The sequence below is a fragment of the Vibrio albus genome (assembly GCF_003144035.1).
Taxonomy (GTDB): Bacteria; Pseudomonadota; Gammaproteobacteria; order Enterobacterales; family Vibrionaceae; genus Vibrio; species Vibrio albus.
The window spans coordinates 1-2,285 of record NZ_QFWT01000023.1 but is presented as its reverse complement, the minus strand read 5'-3'; the positions used below and the strand labels follow the sequence as shown (position 1 = coordinate 2,285).

2 protein-coding genes are annotated in these 2,285 nt (G+C 40.5%); both read right to left on the bottom strand.

Going from position 1 to position 2,285, the window contains the following annotated elements:
- Positions 1-723: 723 nt before the first annotated feature.
- Positions 724-1,263 (bottom strand): hypothetical protein, encoded by a 540-nt coding sequence (locus DI392_RS19295; protein ID WP_109321326.1) that lies wholly within the window; start codon positions 1,261-1,263, stop codon positions 724-726.
- A gap of 132 nt (positions 1,264-1,395) precedes the next feature.
- Positions 1,396-2,025, bottom strand: a complete 630-nt coding sequence (locus DI392_RS19290) for an HNH endonuclease (protein ID WP_109321325.1) — start codon at positions 2,023-2,025, stop codon at positions 1,396-1,398.
- Between the last annotated feature and the right edge of the window lie 260 nt (positions 2,026-2,285).

Here is a 2,285-nt window from a genome sequence, read left to right as displayed (position 1 = left end):
TCGCGCAAAGTCATCAGGGTCACGATGTTGCGAACCATCGATATAGAGACCGAATGTAGAGCGGCAGTCCAAAACCCATCACTTGAAGTTTAGCGGATGTTTGACAACCGGGGGAATCCATGTAGCCGCATTAAGGGGTGAACAACGCGACCACCCAACCTAAACCATTGTGCCGTAAACACTAAAGCTAATTCAAACCAAAACTGCCAAGCGTTGTGAATCCCTCTTGAATGCTTTGTTAGTTGCCAAACCCAAGGCTTTAATTTGGAGTTTATTACCGCTTTGCCAACACTGTTTTTTACGTGCTTTGAAAAACTCAAATCAGGCGCAGTTTCAAAGCGCCTGTCACTGAAACCACTTGGAACTCAAAACTCCGTAGAAAACGGATTAACCACACCAAAAAGCCCTTTTAAACAGACAAGGTAACAGAGCTGACTTTCAACAAATAAAGCTATTTCTGAAACGGAAAAAACAAACCGCACAAGAAACCAACGCACGATTTTCACAAACTAAAATAACTAGAAATTGAAGTACGAAAACCTAGCCAAAAACACACGAACATTAGCTCTAAATCATTCTGCTTTAGCTGCGTTTTCCTCCTTGGCAACTAACGCCCAACTAAAGGGCAAAAACCAAAGCCCATTCACTCAACCGAACCAGTCGTAACCCCAAAAACAAACCGAACCAAAAATCGCGCGTGTTTTTGTCCCTTTGAGTTGTTTGTTAAATCTCTTCTCCTAAAAGTACACGAAATTCGTTCTCTAAATCCGTAAGTGCTTCAGATGCTTGACCATATATACGGCTATACATATTTTCTGAATAATATTCTTCACCCTCTGCTTCTACTTCTCTGGCAATGTACTCTAAATCAGTCCTTAGTCTGTCAATCTTAGTCGCTATCTTTTTATTAATAAATATTCTGCGTTTGGGATAATAATTGGTTAAGCTTGAAATACTTTTATAAACTTTTTCTCTATTTTCAGACGTATTACCATTATGGGCTGCATAATCACAAACCCTATTGTAAACATCCCGGATTAGAGAATAAGTTTCAGCTACAACTTCTGCACGTTTTTGGTGTAGAGATGAAAATTTTGTTTGATATTCAAAGTTCATTTGATCCAGTTGAGACTTTTCATTTTGTAGAATTCTAGCTGCCCACACCTTACCCAACCATGAACTAAGGCCAAAGATTATCACCGCAGCCCCACCAACTGCCCCTAGGCCTGCAATTATAATCCTAAATACACCTTCCCAATCCATTTATGTCCCCTTAAGATTTAACGCCCAACTAAAGGGCAAAAACCGAGCCCATTTGCCCAACCAAACCTGCCGAAACCTCAAAAACAAACCGAACCAAAAGTGGCACGTGTTTTTGTCCCTTTGAGTTGTTTGTTAGGAATGTCGTCCAACCAGCTGATTACTATAGTTTATAAATTCTTCCATTATTTGGTGTCTAGAATTTTTCACAATAAAATTTACGTCTAGAGACAAGGTACAGTAATCCAACATTGCGTGGTGATTAGGACAAACGCAAATCATATTTCCCTCAATGTCCGGTCCATTATGCTCTTTACCTAAGGGCATTAAATGGTGCGCCTCTGCATATGGTTTTCCATTTGGAAGTAAGAAAGTAAAACCACAAACCTGACACATAAAGTTATTCTTTTTCTTTACGAGGTGTGAAAGCTTATTGTCTCGAATGAAACGAGTAACTGTGCATTTTTCCTTGTCAGGAACATCGTAGTCAATGGCAATAGGCTCGTTAATTTCGGTGCTTTGATAATTTCTTAACGCCCAATGCCCGCTACCTTTACCACCGACACTGTAAAACAAATCATCTTTTGACGGTGTCCAGTTATCAGAATCACTAGAATAACTTTCGATGGTATTGCGAACAGTTGCTTGCCAGCTTTTAGTAAGATTTCCGCCCTTCAGTTGCTCAATTTCGGTATAAAGTTGACTATAAGTAGCCTCTCCACCCAAATTTTCCATGGCTCGAATAACATAATCAATCCACCGCATTTCTATTAATTCCCCTAAATTCCTAACGCCCGGCTAATGGGCAAAAATACCCATATGCACTCAATTTAATCAGCCGGAACCTCAAAAGTAAACCAAGCCAAAAATCGTGCGCGTTTTTGTCCCGTTGAGCAGTTTGTTATGACGGCGGTTGCTGACGCTAACACCCATTAAATAAACACCGAAAGCTGCTCACGCGCTCGGCAAACTATGGTGAGCAACAACGCATACCTGTTGTGCCGTTGGTAAATTCCGTTCAATAA

Bases quoted from the DNA above. Each gene is read 5' to 3' on its own strand.
- DI392_RS19290 (WP_109321325.1), bottom strand. From the start codon at position 2,025: ATGCGGTGGATTGATTATGTTATTCGAGCCATGGAAAATTTGGGTGGA.
- DI392_RS19295 (WP_109321326.1), bottom strand. From the start codon at position 1,263: ATGGATTGGGAAGGTGTATTTAGGATTATAATTGCAGGCCTAGGGGCA.